This window comes from Runella defluvii (genome assembly GCF_014195535.1).
GTDB classification, from domain to species: domain Bacteria; phylum Bacteroidota; class Bacteroidia; order Cytophagales; family Spirosomataceae; genus Runella; species Runella defluvii.
The window spans coordinates 522519-539211 of record NZ_JACIBY010000002.1 but is presented as its reverse complement, the minus strand read 5'-3'; the positions used below and the strand labels follow the sequence as shown (position 1 = coordinate 539211).

Annotated in this window: 16 protein-coding genes; 14 read left to right on the top strand and 2 right to left on the bottom strand. The window is 47.0% G+C overall.

Translation table 11 applies throughout. From position 1 onward, the window contains the following. The first annotated feature begins 67 nt into the window (after window positions 1-67). Together FHS57_RS07060 and FHS57_RS07055 are read left to right on the top strand one after the other, a co-directional pair. Window positions 68-1462 carry a hypothetical protein gene (locus FHS57_RS07060; protein WP_221225562.1) on the top strand — a complete coding sequence of 465 codons (1395 nt, stop codon included), beginning with the start codon at window positions 68-70 and terminating at the stop codon, window positions 1460-1462. An 80-nt stretch (window positions 1463-1542) separates the two neighbouring features. Further along, the gene (locus FHS57_RS07055; protein ID WP_183972157.1) at window positions 1543-1974 is read left to right on the top strand and encodes a hypothetical protein; all 432 of its coding nucleotides are present in this window, start codon (window positions 1543-1545) and stop codon (window positions 1972-1974) included. 71 nt (window positions 1975-2045) lie between these two features. On the opposite strand, the gene FHS57_RS07050 is transcribed toward FHS57_RS07055, so the two are convergent. Continuing rightward, complete coding sequence (locus tag FHS57_RS07050; protein WP_183972156.1) at window positions 2046-3299, bottom strand: glutamate-5-semialdehyde dehydrogenase; 1254 nt, start codon at window positions 3297-3299, stop codon at window positions 2046-2048. A gap of 40 nt (window positions 3300-3339) precedes the next feature. Continuing rightward, window positions 3340-5775 (bottom strand): DUF5686 family protein, encoded by a 2436-nt coding sequence (locus tag FHS57_RS07045; RefSeq protein ID WP_221225561.1) that lies wholly within the window; start codon window positions 5773-5775, stop codon window positions 3340-3342. 138 nt (window positions 5776-5913) lie between these two features. Between FHS57_RS07045 and FHS57_RS07040 the strand changes: the two genes are divergently transcribed. From FHS57_RS07040 to FHS57_RS06985, 12 genes are all read left to right on the top strand, one after another. Further along, entirely contained in the window at window positions 5914-6282 is a 369-nt protein-coding gene (locus tag FHS57_RS07040) for a BlaI/MecI/CopY family transcriptional regulator (protein ID WP_028524084.1), read from the top strand. After that, window positions 6279-8369: a M56 family metallopeptidase gene (locus FHS57_RS07035; protein WP_183972154.1), complete on the top strand. Its 2091-nt coding sequence runs from the start codon at window positions 6279-6281 to the stop codon at window positions 8367-8369. Before FHS57_RS07040 ends, FHS57_RS07035 begins: the two co-directional genes overlap by 4 nt. Window positions 8370-8509: 140 nt before the next feature. Next, window positions 8510-9025 carry a GtrA family protein gene (locus FHS57_RS07030; protein ID WP_310586977.1) on the top strand — a complete coding sequence of 172 codons (516 nt, stop codon included), beginning with the start codon at window positions 8510-8512 and terminating at the stop codon, window positions 9023-9025. 131 nt (window positions 9026-9156) lie between these two features. Next, the gene (locus FHS57_RS07025) at window positions 9157-10062 is read left to right on the top strand and encodes an ATP-binding cassette domain-containing protein (RefSeq protein ID WP_183972152.1); all 906 of its coding nucleotides are present in this window, start codon (window positions 9157-9159) and stop codon (window positions 10060-10062) included. A gap of 13 nt (window positions 10063-10075) precedes the next feature. Next, window positions 10076-10855 (top strand): ABC transporter permease, encoded by a 780-nt coding sequence (locus FHS57_RS07020; protein ID WP_183972151.1) that lies wholly within the window; start codon window positions 10076-10078, stop codon window positions 10853-10855. Window positions 10856-10886: 31 nt separating this feature from the next. Further along, a complete protein-coding gene (locus tag FHS57_RS07015) occupies window positions 10887-11948 on the top strand; it encodes a sensor histidine kinase (protein ID WP_183972150.1) in 1062 nt (353 codons plus the stop codon). Further along, window positions 11938-12627: a LytR/AlgR family response regulator transcription factor gene (locus tag FHS57_RS07010; RefSeq protein ID WP_183972149.1), complete on the top strand. Its 690-nt coding sequence runs from the start codon at window positions 11938-11940 to the stop codon at window positions 12625-12627. Before FHS57_RS07015 ends, FHS57_RS07010 begins: the two co-directional genes overlap by 11 nt. A gap of 205 nt (window positions 12628-12832) precedes the next feature. Then, the gene (locus FHS57_RS07005) at window positions 12833-13534 is read left to right on the top strand and encodes a LytR/AlgR family response regulator transcription factor (RefSeq protein ID WP_183972148.1); all 702 of its coding nucleotides are present in this window, start codon (window positions 12833-12835) and stop codon (window positions 13532-13534) included. A gap of 60 nt (window positions 13535-13594) precedes the next feature. Then, window positions 13595-14887 carry an MFS transporter gene (locus tag FHS57_RS07000; RefSeq protein ID WP_183972147.1) on the top strand — a complete coding sequence of 431 codons (1293 nt, stop codon included), beginning with the start codon at window positions 13595-13597 and terminating at the stop codon, window positions 14885-14887. 4 nt (window positions 14888-14891) lie between these two features. After that, window positions 14892-16106, top strand: coding sequence for an MFS transporter (locus FHS57_RS06995; RefSeq protein WP_183972146.1), 1215 nt, complete (start codon window positions 14892-14894; stop codon window positions 16104-16106). Between the two features lie 50 nt (window positions 16107-16156). After that, entirely contained in the window at window positions 16157-16375 is a 219-nt protein-coding gene (locus tag FHS57_RS06990) for a DUF2683 family protein (RefSeq protein WP_229601273.1), read from the top strand. Then, on the top strand, window positions 16372-16641 hold the full coding sequence (locus FHS57_RS06985) for a Txe/YoeB family addiction module toxin (RefSeq protein ID WP_122932350.1): 270 nt from the start codon (window positions 16372-16374) through the stop codon (window positions 16639-16641). The genes FHS57_RS06990 and FHS57_RS06985 overlap by 4 nt, the downstream gene beginning before the upstream one ends. The last annotated feature ends 52 nt before the right edge of the window (window positions 16642-16693 follow it).

Sequence of the window (16693 nt, the reverse complement as noted above, 5' to 3'; positions counted from 1 at the left end):
GCGAAAGTTCAGAACTTTCGCGCAGGTTCGCAAGTACGAACGCTAAATCAGCCATCAGCCCATGAAAATGAAATTGTTAATCATCGCTCTGCTGTTGATAGGGCTTGAACTCCGAAGTCAACGCCCTACCAGCTTTCTTGACCTTAAATTTGAAACGCCCAACCTCAAATACACCCCTCTAATAGATTGGGAAAACTACCAATTTACCGCCCGCGATGTACCTATTGATAGCAACCATTTTTTGCGCGTAGGCGTACCCATCGAGCGCTCGCAAGTGGTGTATGTTCATTACATGGATACCACCAACCGCACGTACATCCACCGTTTTTTCTTGCCCAAAGGCGATACCCTCAAAGGGCAGGAAGTCCACGGAAAGTTTGAATTTGAAGGCAAAAACAAAGCCGCAATCATCAACCGCTTTTTGTACCAGCAGGGGGTATTTGGGGGGGATTCGTTGATGAAGCGGCCGTTGATGCAAAAAGTCTCTACCGACATTTATACCAAATTAATGCAAGATTTGGCCGAAGAAAGCTGGGAACGCTACAAGGCGACACAAGACACCTCCGACACGGGCCAAAATGCGTTTGTAAGAGCGGCGTTAGAAGCGCAGTATTACGAGCGTACTAAGTTTTTTGTCGCTACTAAAAACTGGACGGAGGCTATGTTTGAGGAGTACCGCAAAGGGAATGAACCCTCGTTTTTTTCGTCGGAGGTATATCATCCGCCGTTGCGTATTTTGCCCTTTGACGATGCGGTGTTGTCATTGGACTACCAAGGGTGTTTGTTAGAACATATTCAAAAAGACATTACACCTCTGCCAGATTTGTACGAGGTAATGACAGAATTTTACAATGTACTAGACCGTCAATTGTCTCATTTGCCAGTTACGCGTGAAACGCTCTTGACGTCGTTGTTGCTGTGGAAAAGAGATTATCCCCGCAAATACGAGATTATCACCCGCTTTGAACGGGATTTTCCAAATTCGAAGCGCCTCAAAGAGTTGAAATACGAGTTTTGGAAAAATCAGAAGCCTGTTTCTGGAATCTCCATGCCTTCGTTGCCGCTTTTGACGGTGGACAGCAACCAAGTTTTTTTACCGACCCTTGCCAAAACCACCCATTCGCTGCTGTTGATTTGGAATACGTGGGAAGATGGCTGCGAACTTGCGTTGACTACTTGGGCAACTTTGGCAGAAAAATACACGTCTCCTAGCCTCAGCTTTGCTACCGTAGGGGTTCGGAATCATTTTGATAGTTGGAAAGAAGCGTTGAAGAAAAACGGGGTTACTTCAAAAACAGGAACTCATTGGTATGCCCGTCATGCGGAGATCGAACTACTGGAAGCAATGTTTGGGGCAAAACGCCCGCTGGTGGTAGTGATGGACGCCCAAGCCAATTACGTGGAGCATTTTTCGCCGTTTGAAAAGGAGCGACTGGATAAGTGGCTGAAACGACAATTTTAAGACTCGTTTATACCTTCCCGAAAGTTCCAAACTTTCGGGAAGGTAATTGAGGAATGGTAGTTTTATAAATTGACAATAAAATGAAAAAAACAATATATGCTTTCGTTCTTTTTGTGATAGTGAGTGGCTGTGACTTGGGAATTGACACTTACGAAATACACGATGTATCAAACAAACAGATTTTTAGGCCAGAAATTAGGGAGCTATTTTTAACAGACAGAACTGACAGCTACTCCATTCATGTTGAGGGTACCTTAGACGGTGATGCTGAAATCTATGTGTTGTCACCCAATGCCGATATTCACAAACTAAGAAGTTGTACGCCCTTTGATAATACTAAAATGAAAAAGGGTAAGGTAGATGTTATTTTCAATCGCAGTGGTTCTTATAAATCTGGTGAAAAGCCCTATCTCTATTACTTACCTTGCACGGCAAAAAAAGGGTATTTAAAAGTACGGATTTCGTTTACTGAGTACCTTAAGGGAAATGGGAAAAATACTCAGTTTTTGTAAATTTACACCTTCCCGAAAGTTCTAAAACTTTCGGGAAGGTAGTGCAAAACTTTCGGAAAGGTGTAAATTTATCACCAACGAACTTGTCCATCACCTACCACTACCCACTTCTCCGTCACGAGTTTTTCGAGGGCAAAGGGCCCACGGGCGTGGAGTTTTTGGGTGGAAATACCAATTTCAGCCCCCAGACCAAACACACCTCCGTCGGTGAAACGCGTGGAGGCATTGGCATAGACCGCCGCCGCATCCACTTCGGCCAAGAAGCGGTCGATGAGGGGTTGGTTTTGGGAAACAATAGCTTCGGAGTGGCGCGACGAATAATTCTGAATGTGCGAAAGCGCTTCGTCGAGGCCGTCAACTACTTTTACGGCTAGTTTATAATCCAAAAACTCGCGCCCAAAATCTTGGGGTTGAGCGTGTTGAAGTTTTGGGTAAGAGATGCCTTCAAAAATTGGGTACGATTCTTCATCGGCATACACTTCGACGTTCCACTTGATAAAATCGTCGTTGAGCATGGGCAAAAACTCAGCCGTAATGGCACGGTCAACAATCACGCAGTCCATGGAGTTGCAGACCGAAGGCCGCGAAACGCGCGCATTGACCACGATGTCACGAGCTTTGACAAGGTCAGCTGTGGACTCAATATAGCCATGACAAACCCCCGCACCTGTTTCGATGGTAGGAATCAAGGAGTTTTTCCGTACAAACTGAATCAACGACTCCGAACCGCGCGGAATGATAATATCGACATAGCGGGTAGCCGTGAGCAATTCGGTCACAAACTGACGGTCGGTAGGAAGCAGCATCACGGCGTTGGTATCCACTCCTGCTTCTTGCAGCGCTTGATGAATCAACCCTACCAAACAGCGGTTAGAAAAATCGGCTTCTTTGCCGCCCTTCAGCACACAGGCATTGCCCGAACGCAAACACAACGAGGCCACGTCCACCGTCACGTTGGGGCGTGATTCGTAGATGGCACCGACGACGCCAAGGGGAACCGCAATTTTTTTCAATTTAAGCCCTTGTTCAATCTCTCGTTCCAACAACACCTGCCCCGACGGGTCGGGCAACAGCGCTACGTCGCGAAGGCTGTCGGCTAGTCCCTGAATCCGTTTTTCGTTTAAAAACAAACGGTCTTTTTTGGGGTCGCCATCGGGCATTCGCTCCATGTCTTTCTGGTTTTCGGCCATAATCAGCGCTTGGTGCGCTAGCAGCAAATCGGCGAGGCGATTGAGCAAGGCCGTTTTTTGCTCGCTAGTCAAGCGACGCACTTGCGCAGCGGCTTGTTGCGTGGCTTGAAGTTGGGGTACGATGGTAGTTGTCATAATGAATAAATTGAGCCGCAAAGATAGCAACTTTGAGGGGTTATCGGCTCAAATTTATGCCCAACCAATACGCTTTTGCGTTGTTTTGCCAAAGTCCTGTGGGCGCAGGTGCGTACTGATACGCTACTCCCATGCCCGTACCTAGAAAAATGCTTCGAATCGGGATTCGCAAAAGGTCGCGCACTTCTAAGCCTGCTTCGGCGTGGAAAGGGTTGGATTGGTAGTTCCACGAAAACGAATGTTTTTCGGGCGTGCGCAGTCCCCCGACCAATACATTGTTATAGACCAGTAATCGAGGTTGGCTGTATTTATTTTTGAGGCGAAGCAAAGTGCGACTAAAATCGTGGCTGTAATACAAAGCCGCGTATCGGTCGGCAATAAACGCATACGAGGGCAAGGTACGGAAAGTGGCCAGCGGAAAACTCGACGCATTGAGCCCCGAAATGTTGATGAGTCCCGTACTTCCCAGCGACCCGAACAAGTAGGAGTAGGGCAGGTTACCACTCGTGTAGCCACCCGCCAGTTTTACGTTACTAAACCCAAGGCGTTTGGTTCTGAATTGAAAATAAAGCTGCATTGCTAATCGCCAATAGTCAAACTGACTTCCCAAGGCGGGCAGCCCTTTAGAAATCTGAACGTTGATAATGGGAAAATAACGATTTACTACCGACTCCATACGCCCCGTGCGATAGACGGCTTCTCGAAAAGCAAAACGCCAGTCGAGGGTAAGTTCGGTGATTTCAAATGTGTTGTTGTCCTGATAAAAATACCGATAACTGGGTGTACGCTGTTCGTGGTGGAGGTCTAACCGAAACCAATTCCACGGAAAAGGCTTAAAATGCAGCGATACACCGTACCGTTGGTAGTAGTCGGCCTGAAAGGGAATAGAGTCTTTTTGGGAGAAAAAAGGAAGCGATGGTTTGGGGTCGATGAGGTAATTGGGACCTAAAAATTCGGTCGTGCCTGGCTGGACAAGGTCGCGTTGGTGATACACACTAAGTCGATTGTAACGGTCGCGGGTGATGTGCCAACTAGCCAATATTTTGTATTTCCAACGGTGGTCTCTCAATCCGTAGCCAGCATATCCGTATAGCCGAAACCGCGGGCGGTTGCTTTGGTTGTTTTGAAGACCTACCCCAAGCCGTATAAACTCAGCTGAATTACCCATCAATAAATCACTCGGCTGAAACTCAATGGGGCCTATCTCAAATACATTGGACAGAAGGCTGCCTAAAATATGCCCATACGTGGAGTCGAGGCGGCTTGCCAGCCCATTGGGTTTTTTGAAATTGAAATACATTTTTCGTTCCCAGTCGGCCAATGTATCGGGGCGGAGGGCTTTAAACGTCTCGTACGTATGGCGCGTGGCGGAAGGACGCATGGCGCGTTGGACTTCGTCAAACAGCTGGTCGTCAAGCGGAATGTTCAGTGCTACGTCGTGGAGTTGCGTCGTAAACTTCACCTGAAAAGCACCCGTGTACCCGCTGGAGGAATACCCCGCCAAAAGCCGCGTGGTAGCGGTTTGGGGAAACCAACGTCCCGAAATCCGCTGGTAGCGTTGTTGAATCCGAAAACCAAAATTTTGTAACGTATCAACGGGCGCGACGTTGATGTATTCAAGGGCATAGCCGTCGGTGTTGATGTGCATCACTCCTTTTAAGGCATCAAAGTTCGTTTTGGGGTAGGGGCGAAAACTAATGATGAATGTGCTGTCGCGTTCGTGAAAGAGGGTGTCTTCGAGTGTAAAATCGTACTGGGAGAATGTTTTGGAATTGAGCGGATTGACATAAAATCGCTTGAGGAGGGGAAAGTTGTAGAGTTCGGAATAGAAATCAATTTTGTGCAAATCGAGCGGAAGGTAGTTGAGCATCTGACTGTACACCTGCGCGATGTTATTGACCGACGCCACGACTGTCTCCTTGTTTTTATTGGGCTTTTTGTGAATCAATTCACTGATGTTTTCTACGATGTAGATGGGCGCCGTTATTTTTTTAGAACCAATAACCTTCTTGGTCGAATCTTTCAACACTCGATTGAGGCTATCGACCACGACCAAGATTTTGGTGTAAGCACTTGCCTTGTAAGTATCGAGTTGGTTAGGGTCGTTTTGGGGACGGTTGGCCAACACGTTTCGAATAATGGCCCACGCGGGATTTTCGCCAGGACGCACACGTACTTCGGCCAACTCGTTGACTTTTTGACGGAGTTTGATGGTAACGGTTGTGCCTTTGGGGGTAACTAGTACCGTTTCGTAGCCAACCATGCTCACCAGTAGCGTGTCCGACGATGATTTGAGTCGCAGCGAAAACCGACCTTCCATGTCGGTGAGGGTTCCTGAAGTTTGGCCTTTGAGCCGTACACTGGCCTGAGGTAGCGGCACGTTGTCTTTGGCATCAATGACGATGCCTTTGACTCGGATTTCTTGAGCAATTACAATTTGGCATACCAAGAGACAAAGTAAAAGCTGTTTTATCATGGCCAAAAGAGAATTTTCTACTAAACGATACAAGGTGAAATAGATTTTAATCGAGTCCTACGAAATATTTCGTATAAAAAATTTGGTAATACGAAACGCTTCGTATATGTTTGCTACGAAATTATTCGTACTTAGACCATGAAACCAACAGACTCCGAACTCGAAATCTTACAAGTGCTTTGGCAAGAAGGCCCTTGTACCGTACGGCAGGTCAACGAGCGTTTGACCGAAAATCGCGACGTGGGTTACACCACCACCCTCAAACTAATGCAAATCATGTACGAGAAAGGGCTACTGACACGGGTAGAAGACGCCCGTTCGCACGTATATGAAGCCAACGTGAGCGAAGAAGAAACCCAAGCCACGCTGCTTGAGCGATTTGTGGGTACGGCCTTTCGGGGGTCGGCCAGCAAGCTGGTCATGCAAGCCCTTGGTTCGCACAAAACTACCCCTGCTGAACTGGATGAAATTCGTAAACTCTTAGACCAAATCGAACAACAGCCATGAAAACGACGACTTTTTTCTCCGAACCCATCACCTCGGCTTTGGGATGGACATTGCTTCACTCTCTTTGGCAAGGGGGAGTGGTAGTACTCCTTGCCGCAGTTGCGTTGTTTGCCTTGCGTAAGCGCTCAAGCGTGGTGAAGTATTGGGTAGGTATCAGCGGCTTGGTCGCCCAAGTTGTTGCTTCGGCGGCGACCTTTGTACTTTATTATCAGCCAGTAAGCGCCGTTGCCACGTCTTCATTGACAACGCTTCAAACGCAACGTTACTGGGCCTCGGGCATGACTTACGCCAAAGTGGCGTTGCCTTGGTACAAAGAAGTGCTCCTGTTTCTCCAACTCCATTTGGACACCATCGTGCTATTTTGGGGCATTGGTGCTTCGGTACTATTGGTGCGTTTGGTGGGAAGTTGGGTGTACGTGCAACAACTCAAAGCCGAAGGCATTCAACTGACCGAGCCTAGTGTGCAGTCGTTGTTTCGTCGGGTGTTGGGTACGTTGCGCATTCGTCAAAACGTGCATTTGTTTGAGTCGGTGCGCGTCAATACGCCCATGGTGATTGGGTTTATGAAACCTGTGGTGCTTTTGCCCGTTGGCTTGGTTACGGGGTTGAGCCCTAAGCAAATTGAGGCAGTTTTGGCCCACGAACTAGCCCACGTGAAGCGTTACGATTATTTGGTGAACCTACTCCAATCGTTGGTCGAAGTGGTTTATTTCTTTCATCCAGCCCTGTGGTGGTTGTCGGGGCGCGTCCGTCAAGAGCGGGAACACTGCTGCGACGACATTGCCGTTGCCGTTTGTGGCGACAAAATGGCCATGGCCAAAGCCTTGGCCGAAGTAGCCGCTTACCGTTCCACCCCCGCGTTAGCAATGGCGTTTGCCAATAAAAAAGGAGCCATGCTACACCGCGTCAAAAGAGTATTGGGCGTGACTGAAAAGCCGCAGCAACGGTTGAACGCGAGTGGTTTGTTGTTGGTATTACTCTTGGTAGTAGGCGTTTCTGTGTATGCTTTTCAGCCGCAGGATAAGCCCAAAAAAGACGCCAAACTTAGAAACACCAGCCATACCTTGAAAGACATGCAATTTGTGATGGATGAACAGGGTAAGTTGACCAAAGTAAAATGGAAAAATCGTTTTTTGTCGTCAAAGCAAGTGGCGGAGTTACAGCATCTAAAGGAGCAGTTGGCAGAGGGAACGGTAACGCTTAGCGATATTAAACAAGCTGATTTTAGGGCTATATTGTCTCGGATTACGGAAGTTGAAGATGGGTTGTCAACAGGTTTGTCTGCTTTGGGCAACATTTCGCTGGATAACATAGAGCTCATGGATGCAGTAGAAGATGTGATTGAGCCTGTTGAGGAATTGTCAGAAGTTGAACTAGCCGACTCCATTCTAGTCAACGGAAAATGGGTAGAGGTAGGTAGTGCATTTGAAGCTAAAATAGACGAGGCAAAAATGGCCTATTACCACCGCCAAATCGACAGCCTTCACCGATTGATGGAGCCTCAGATGCACAAAATGAACGAGCTGCGCCTAAAAATGGAGCAGTACGAATTTCAGGTAAACGAAGTGGAGCGCAAGCGGGAAGTACTCGAATGGAAAAAGAACAAAGCGTCCAATGAGCGCAGTCAAATTTTGGACAAACGTAGTCAGTTGCTTCACCAAGAAAATGCGGCCAAAAAGCTATCAGACGATCAGATTGAAAAGGCATTGGTGCAGTACGAAGAGCAGGTGAAACAATTTGAAAGTCAGATGCAGCAGTTTAATAAGCAGATGGCCGAATTGTCGGAACAAGAAAAGGCCGCCCGCAAGCCCATCGAGGAATTGGAAGAGCAACAACGTAAGTTGGAAGCGATAAACGAGAAGTTTTCGCAGGAAATGGAACGCTACTCAGATGAGTTGAATAATTTATTCCCGCCTCCGCCACCCCCGCCACCAGCCGAGTTTCGTGCGAAAGCGGCCCGTACTCCTCGCGCACCACGTGCCGTTCATACGCCCGCATCTGCGGCCAAGGCCGTGGCTCCCATTGCTCCCAAAGGTGCAGGAACGCCTCCGCCACCACCTCCGCCACCCGCCAAAAAGAAGAAGTAATTGGCCTTAAAAATACCCTTGAAAGCGCTCGGTTTGCTACCGAGCGCTTTCTTTGTAAGAGGCCATTTGATAAAAACCCTAGTTTATTTTTGGGCGGCTGTCAAAAATGCGTTTATTTTGTCCACTTACTATGCACACTTGTGAAGAAGAAAACTACTCTATTTAACATAAAAGACCTCGTCGTATATTTTTTGATTGCAGGTACTGGGGCCGTTGTTCAGCTTGCTTCTGGGAGTTTTTTCCGTAACTACGTCGATTTTTACACTTCGGTTTCGTTGGGTTATATCGTATCGTTTTTTGTTGGTTTTGTGTTAACAAAACTTTTTGCCTTTGATGCCCGAAATACCAACCAAACCCGCCGTGAGATGGTCAAATTTGGCATCGTAGCGTGTTTGTCTTTTGGAATTACCGTTGGACTTTCAGCCTTGTCATTAGAACTTTTTCACGCATCAAGTCCTACGGATTTTATCTACCAAATCCCGTTTGATTTTATTCCCGCTAAGTCAAGAGAAATCAACGTGACCGAAGCTACTTCTACTTTGGTAGGAATGGGCTTTAGTTTTGTGAGCAACTTCATTTTGCACAAAACCTTTACGTTTCGCAGTACAGGTTTCTACGACCGCGCCAAGGCAGCATTGAACTTAGGTAAAAACTAAGCTACGGCACTGACCCCGTTATTTCTCAAATTCACGTATAAATTGGGCTGATTCACGTAATAGAATTGATGGAAAGCACTTGAACTTCGATTTTTGACATCGAAATTCAAAATGTTTATCTATCAACAGCCATGTATTGTATCGAAACCAGCGAGTTGTCGTACCAGTATTCCCGACAGGGCAACGAGCTTAATCGGGTCAACCTTCGGGTGAAAGAAGGGAGCATCTATGGGTTTTTAGGCCCCAACGGCGCGGGAAAAACCACTACACTCAAGCTCATTTTGGGCTTATTAAAAAAACAACAAGGTCAGATTAAGGTCTTCGGAGAGGATTTTGACCCTCACCGACTGTCTGTTTTGTCCAAAATTGGCTCGTTGATTGAGTCGCCTTCGCTTTACAGCCAACTCACGGCTACGGAAAACCTCAGCGTTTGGCAAAAACTCTATTCTTGTCCAAAAACACGTATTCAGGAAGTATTGGAGTTGGTGGGATTGGGGCAAACTGGTGCCAAAAAAGCAGGACAATTTTCGCTCGGGATGAAACAGCGACTCGGTATTGCCACCGCTTTGCTGCACAGCCCGTCGGTGTTGGTGCTCGACGAACCTACCAATGGCTTAGACCCGAGCGGAATGGTGGAAATGCGGGAGTTGCTCAAACGCCTCAACAAAGAACACGGAATTACGATTTTGATTTCGAGTCACTTGCTGTCCGAAATTGAAAAATTGGTGACGGAGGTAGGCATCATCAACCAAGGCAAAATACTTTTTGAGGGGTCATTGGGTGAATTGATGCAGCGGCAACGGAGTGCGGGAGGAATACGGCTCGATACCAACAATAATGCAGCTGCCATTGAGCGGCTGATAGCCCAAGGACTGGACGCAAGGCAGGAGCAGGACAAAATCGTGCTGCCGTTGTTGGCGCGTTCGGAAATTGCCCAACTGAACCGCGAATTGGTACAGCATGAGCTCGATGTATATGAAATCAGCACCGTCGAAAGCGATTTGGAAAGCATTTTTATGACTTTAACTCACCTCTAATCTTCCCCAAAACATGACAACGTTTGTAGCTAGTTATCAGAGCGAATGGCTCAAAACCAAGCGAAGTTTGGCGGCTTGGCTAGTGGTTCTCGGTGGTTTTTTTATTCCGTTTATTCTTTTTTGGGCGCGGGTACTATACCCCGACAAACTCCGCAAAGAGGTTGTTTCCCCGACTTATTGGGAAGGGATTTTGGGGCAAAGTTGGCAGTTTATGGCTATTTTTATGCTGCCTATGGGCCTTGTACTGGCCACGAGCTTGCTTACCCAAATGGAGTTTCGCAACAATACATGGAAGCAACTCCACACGACTCCACAAAGCTATACCACTATTTTTTTGGCAAAGTTGGGCGTTTTGCTCACCATGCTTTTTCAATTTTTTGTGTTATTCAACCTTGGCATGTATTTGTCGGGCATACTTCCGCCCTTGGTGCGGGGGATTTCGCTGCCCAAACAAGCGTTTCCGTGGGAAGTGTATCTAAAAACAAGCAGTCATTTTTGGATAAATTGTTTGCCTATTGTTGGCTTTCAATACCTAGTTAGCCTTCAGTTTCGTAATTTTTTGGTGCCGCTCGGAGCGGGTATTGGGTTGCTGTTGGCGTCGTTGATAGGGCTGGAGTGGGAGCACGGGCATTGGCTGCCGTATAGTTATTGTCCGTATTATTTTTTCAGTCTTCGCGGGGCAAAACTGGGCACGTTGGCGGTCGATGTTTTTTTCAAATGGGCATTGGGATATTTCGTTGGATTTACGCTTTTGAGTTACTTCTTTTACGTCCTAAAAAAGGACAAAAGCTAAAGGTATATTTTTTAAAACCGACGCACAACACATGAAGCGAGGCGTAGTGATTTCATTGCATTTTGGGTACTGGGTGCTGTACTTTTTATTGCTGTCGCTGATACTGGTGTGTCTTCAATTGGGCTCACCCATCAAGGGGCAGCCTTTTTTTTACCAGTGGCGGTTTCACGTTTTCTTCAGCACTTTTGCCATTTTTCCCGCGCTATTGGGGTTTTATACTTTCTATTTTCTGCTGTTCGACCTCTTTTTGATGCGTCGAAAAATCGTGTTGTTGTTTGTGGTAGGCTTACTCACCGCTATGGGCTGCGGGCTTATCAGTGAGGTGGTTATGTCGGTGTTGTACACGTTTAAAGTGGGGCCAGGAGTGTTTCATGAGGGAGCGAAAACCACGTTAGCGTTGTTGGTGGTCATTACCATCATCGCGGTGCTCAACGGAGCGGTGGCGCTGATTATGCGGGGGTTTATGCGCTGGTACTCCGAAATCAAACTGAAAGAGGCGCTGATGCAAAAGAATTTTGAAATGGAACTGGCGTTGGTCAAATCACAAATTAGCCCGCATTTTTTGTTTAATACCCTCAACAATATTGACGTACTTATTGCCAAAAATGCCTCGCAGGCATCGGCTTACCTCAACCAACTGTCTGACATCATGCGGTTTATGTTGTACGAAACCAAATCGGAAGAAATACAATTGAGCCGCGAGTTGAGCTATTTGGAAAAATACATAGCCCTGCAAAAAATCAGAACATTCAACCCTGATTTTGCTCGTTTTCGAGTAGAAGGAGCGGTAGGCGAGGCCACGATTGCCCCGATGGTGTTGATTCCTTTTGTGGAAAATGCCTTTAAACACGCCGATGCGAGAAAGCAAGGCAATGTCATCGACGTTTCGGTGGAGGTATCATCCGAAGCCATTGTATTTGACTGTGTTAACAAACGTCGATTACAGCCTAGTACGACCGAATACGGCGGTTTGGGCAATGAACTTATCAAAAGACGGTTATCTTTGCTGTACCCCGACCGCCACCAATTAGACATTGTCAGTTCTGAAGAAGATTATCGGGTAAGGTTACGAATCAGTCGCCATGAAGCATAGCTGTATTATTGTCGAAGACGAACCTTTGGCGCTCGAACGCGCCCAAGGTTACGTGCAAAAATTGCCTTTTCTGAGCCTAAAAGCAACGTTTGAGAGCGCGTTGGAGGCATTGAGTTACCTGAAAAACAACCCGATTGATATTGTCTTTTTGGATATTCATTTGGGCGATTTTTCGGGCATTCAGTTGTTAGAAAGTGTGTCGCTGAAAGGGCAAGTTATTCTGACGACGGCCTACCATGAGTATGCCCTCAAAGGATTTGACCTCAAAATCGCCGATTATTTACTGAAACCTTACACCTTTGAGCGGTTTGTTCAGGCCGTTGACCGAGCGCAAAGTCTGTTGCCCAAGTCGGAGCCTCAAAATTCGAGGCCGTTTATTTTTGTCAAAACCGAATACCGCCTCGAAAAGCTCATGCTGGACGAAATCCTGTTTATTGAAGGCATGGGCAACTACCGAAGGATTCATACGCCTACTCAGAAAATCATGACGTTGCAGACCTTTGCTGAGTTTGAACAAGAGCTGCCGCCTAGCCTTTTGTGTCGGGTGCATAAGTCGTACATGGTAGCAATTGCGAAGATTGATTCGATTGAAAAAGACCGTATTCGGATGGGAGAAACCATCATTCCGATTTCGGACAGCTACCGACAAACGTTTTTTTCGCTCATCGGGCAAAGCTGAGTTTATCCCATTTGTGGGGTGGTTCGTCCCATATTTTTAGAACATCCGCGTAAAAAGCTGATTTTTGCGTCAAAAGTTGGGGTTGTGAGCAACCCTAACCGCTGTGAGTCAGGTTGCTCACAACCTGACCGACGGCTAAGAAATACAAAAGTTGTGCGTATGCTTGTTGGTTGTGAGCAACCAACAACACTTTAATTCAAAACCCATGATTGCTATTGCCATCGACGACGAACCCAAAGCGCTAGACATAGTGCGCGTTTTTGCCCAAAAAGTGCCCTATTTGGAGCTACAAGCTACTTTTCAGGATGCGTTTGAGGCGTTGGATTTTCTGCAAAAGCAATCGGTGGACTTGATTTTTTTGGACATAAAAATGCCTGATATTTCGGGGTTGGAGTTTTTGCGGGCGTTACCTAATCCACCCCTCGTGATTTTTACCACAGCCTACGCCGAACACGCCGTGCAGAGCTACGATTTTGATGCGGTTGATTATCTGTTGAAACCCTTTGCGTTGAGCCGTTTTTTGAAGGCGTGCAACAGAGCCCACGAAACGCTAAAAATGCGCGAATTGGCCTCGGAAGAAGCCAAAGTCCGCCCAGTGACGGTCGCGCCCACCGAGAGCATTTTTGTGAAAAATGGCTACGAGCAAGTGCGGGTGATGCTCGACGATATTTTGTATTTGGAAGCGGGCGGCAACTACGTTGTGTTTGTTACGAAAACCCAAAAAATTGCTTCTCGCATGACGATGAGCGAGGCAGAAGGCTTACTTCCAGGCGAGCAGTTTGTGCGGATTCATCGGTCGTATATTGTGGCAAAAAGTAAAGTTGAGCGGTTTGACCGTTATGAAGTGAGTGTGTCAGGACAATTATTGCCCATTGGGGCTAATTATAACACCGCAAAATTGGCATAAGAAGTTTTGGGAGCATATTTTTGCTATTATTGCAGAAAAACCATAACCTACATCCACTCAATGCCTAAATCTTCTAACCAAAATACCCTTTTTGGGCTTCCTGTTATTGTGGCCGCACTAGGCTACTTCGTTGATATTTACGATTTACTATTATTTGGAATTGTACGCGTACCTAGCCTCAAAGATTTGGGTTTGAGTGAGCAAGACGTGTCGGCGGTGGGGGCTTCCATCATCAACTGGCAAATGGGAGGTTTGTTGCTTGGCGGAATCATTTGGGGAGTATTGGGGGACAAACGCGGCCGCCTTTCGGTATTGTTTGGTTCCATCATTACTTACTCCATTGCCAACGTACTTTGTGGATTTATCCAAGATACCTCGTTTCTGCCAGCTACTGAGTTGTACAAATACTTACGCTTTATTGCGGGGATTGGATTGGCGGGAGAATTGGGAGCAGGCATCACCCTCGTGTCCGAAATTTTACCCAAAGAACTTCGTGCCATCGGAACATCGTTGGTAGCGGGCATTGGCCTGTTAGGCGCGGTAGTGGCCTATTTTACGGTCGAGATATTTGGCGACTGGCGCATTGCTTATTTTGTGGGTGGTGGGCTAGGATTTGGCCTTCTTTTGCTTCGCGTGGGCGTCATTGAATCAGGGATGTTTACCGAAGTCTCCAGTCAAAAACACGTCGCCAAAGGCGATTTTCTTTCATTTTTTACCAACTGGGACCGCTTTGTACGCTACATGAAATGTATTGGAATCGGTCTCCCAACGTGGTTTGTAATTGGAATTTTGGCCACGTTTAGCAATGAATTTGGCAAAGCATTGGGCATCACCGAACCCATCAAACCAGGGTTGGCCATTATGTGGTGCTACGTGGGTTTGGCAGGCGGCGACTTGGCCAGTGGGTTTATTAGCCACTACTTCCACTCGCGCAAAAAAGCCGTAGCGTTACTGATGGCGTTTTCGGGCGTGTTTAGCATTGTGTATTTGTTTGCGGGCGTACAATCTTCGACCATGCTTTATACCCTTTGTTTGTTGATGGGCTTCGGGATTGGCTACTGGGCCATGTTTGTGACCATCGGTGCCGAGCAATTTGGTACAAACCTTCGGGCTACGGCTGCGACAACCGTTCCCAACATGGTACGCGGAATGGTGATTTTGATGACGACGCTCTTTGCGGGTTTCAAAACAGGCTCGTTGGACGTCTTTGGTTGGTTTTCGCTCACTGTCCCTCAGTTGGGCGTTATCGGAGCGGGTACGTTGGTAGGGATTTTGAGCTACGCTCTAGGGTTTTACTCGACTCTCACCGTTCCCGAAACCCACGGCAAAGACCTTGACTTTGTAGAAATCTAAGAGGATGAAATACCGTGCTCTTTTTGCCTTGCCCGTCATTGTGTCGGCGCTTGGTTTTTTTGTGGACGTGTACGATCTGCTTATTTTCAGCATTGTACGCGTTCCAAGTCTTCAATCGCTGGGCTATTCGGAAGCCGAAGTTTCTAAAATTGGAACGTTTATCTTCAACTGTCAGCAAGCGGGTTTGTTGGTAGGCGGAATAGTATGGGGAATTTGGGGCGATAAACGCGGTCGCTTGTCGGTGTTGTTTGGGTCTATCATTACCTATTCGTTGGCCAACATTGCCTGTGGTTTTGTCGAAGACCCCAATCTGTACGCCTTACTGCGCTTTGTGGCGGGGGTAGGGTTGTCGGGAGAAATTGGCGCAGCCATGACCCTCGTGACCGAAATCGTCCCCAAAGAGATTCGCAGCCTTGGGCCGACGTTGGTGGCTGGGATTGGGTATTTGGGGGCGGGTGCTGCCTACCTGACCCAAGAATGGTTTACGTGGCGAACGGCCTACATGGTGGGCGGAGGCATGGGCTTGTTGCTGCTGCTCTTGCGAATTAGTGTGTTTGAGTCGGGGTTGTTTTTACAGCTAAAAGAAACGAAGGTTTCCCGAGGCAATTATTTGTACTTTTTTAGCAGCTGGCCGAGGCTGGTCAAGTATTTTCGTTGCGTGCTCATCGGCGTCCCGACTTGGTTTGTGGTGGGAATATTAGGAACGTTTGGCAATGAGTTTGGAAAAGCGCTGGGCATCGACGAAGGGATTTCGCCTGGCAAGTGTGTGATGTTTATTTACTTTGGCCTAACCGCAGGCGACTTCTTTAGCGGGCCGCTGAGTCACTGGCTACAATCTCGACGAAAAGCCATCCTATTTTTGCTTTTCATTGGAGTTATTTTTGTCGGAATTTACCTCTTCGGAGGTGTTAGGTCGGCCAATATGCTCTATGTAGTGTGCTTTTTGACGGGAGTTTGCACGGGCTACATTGGCCTGTACCTGATGATGGTGGCCGAACTCTACGGCACCAATCTCCGTGCCACGGCGACCACTTCGGTGCCGAGCGTGGTGCGAGGAATGGCTATCCCGATGACGTTGGCTTTTCAAGGGTTAAAACCTTCGTTTGGAGCGCTTGGTGGCGCGGCGTTATTGGGAGTATTGTGCTATGGTTTAGCCCTGTTAGCCATTTATAAAACCGACGAAACCTTTGGACGCAACTTGGATTTTGTGGAAGAGTAAGGGGATGAAATGACTTTTTTACTAATTTTGATTAAGTAACAACTATGGCTATGAAACAGATTACACTCAATATCCCAGACAGTAAGTATTCCTTCTTTATGCAGTTGGTAAAGTCTTTGAATTTTGTTCAAGTGGTTGATAAGGAATCTGAAAGTAGTTATAGCCCAGCCTTGGTGGAGAAGATTCAGAAAAGCCGACAGGAGTATCACGAAGGCAACTTTGTAAGCATAGAAAAAGAGAATCTTAAAGGATTTTTAGGAATCGAATGAGCTTTCGTATTGATTTTACAAAGCAAGCTCAAATTGACATTGACTTTCACAAAAAGTCTGGCAATAAAGTATTGCTTAGAAAGTTACTAACCCTTTTGGAAGAAATTGCAGAACATCCATTCACAGGAACGGGGAAACCTGAACCATTGAAGCATAATTTGACAGGATTGTGGTCTCGACGTATTAATCATGAACATCGACTTATTTACGAAGTTGTCGGTGAGGTTGTAGTAATTATCCTCGCTGCCAAAGGACACTATGAGTAAAGAAAACAATAAACCCCCGTGCTTGTCAAGCATGGGGGTTTATTGTTTTGAG